The 879-nt window shown below is 67.2% G+C and carries 1 protein-coding gene; it reads right to left on the bottom strand.

Translation table 11 applies throughout. The annotated features are described in order from the left end of the window. On the bottom strand, positions 1 to 860 hold an 860-nt coding region (locus tag H7A73_RS17915), incomplete at its 3' end, for a BLUF domain-containing protein (protein ID WP_182067235.1). Positions 861 to 879: the final 19 nt, after the last annotated feature.

The following is an 879-nucleotide window of genomic DNA, read 5'->3' as shown; positions in this document are numbered from 1 at the left end:
GCTGGTTCCCGGCCGTCGCGGACATCTGCGGTGAGGCCGGCGCGGATGGTTTCCCGGAACCGCCGGTACGCGGACCGGTAGTAGTCCGCCCCATCAACGCTCGTGTCGGCGGAGGAGGCGAGGCTGTAGGCGAGCAGCTCCATCAGCGCTGGTTCTTCCGCATGTGCGGCCATGAGAGCGTGGAGGAACGCGACGGTGCCCTTCTCCGCGATCAACGGCACTAACGGAGTGGAGATCGCCTGCGTCCACCGCTCCACGGTCGCTGCCAGCAGGGCACGGTCGGTCGGGAAGAACTCCCGTACCGTTGCCGCACTCATGCCGGCATGCTCCGCGGCGGTCTCGAGGGTGAACCGGCTCACGCCGCCGTCGTGGAGCGCAGTGATCGCGCCGTTGATCGCGCGGGTCTTTGGGGCTGCTTCTTCGGCCGCGGTTTGGCTGGTCAGTGGTGCGAGGGGGTGTTTCCGGAACCATTCCAGCAGCCCCTTCGCGCGGGACTGTCCGAACGCGTGATCGGTGGGGCGGTCGGGGGTGAAGAGGTCGCTGAAGCCGGGCACGTCGCGCAGGAGTGGGTCGAGGGGTTGGAACGCCATCGACCAGTCCGGGAAGGTGCGCTCCTGGACTTCTTCGTCGAGGAGGACCCGGACGTTGGTGTGGCGGGGATCGATACGGACCTGCTCGAATCGGGCGTGGACGACGTCGTCGTCGCCCTCGAGGATCCCGAGACAGTTGTCGCCCTTGTGGGCGAGGATCCCGGTGACCCCGAGGGCGGTGTTCTTCTCCCGGCCTACGGCGAGGATCTGCGCGAGCTCGGAGTCCGTGATCGGACGAGTCTGCGTGCTGGTGTAGACGAGTGAACGCATCAGTACTTAGGCCTCCCTG

Source organism: Curtobacterium sp. ME12 (assembly GCF_903970855.1).
GTDB classification, from domain to species: Bacteria; Actinomycetota; Actinomycetes; order Actinomycetales; family Microbacteriaceae; genus Curtobacterium; species Curtobacterium poinsettiae_A.
Note: the sequence above shows the minus strand (reverse complement) of the source record. Positions and strands in the feature narration are given on the sequence as shown.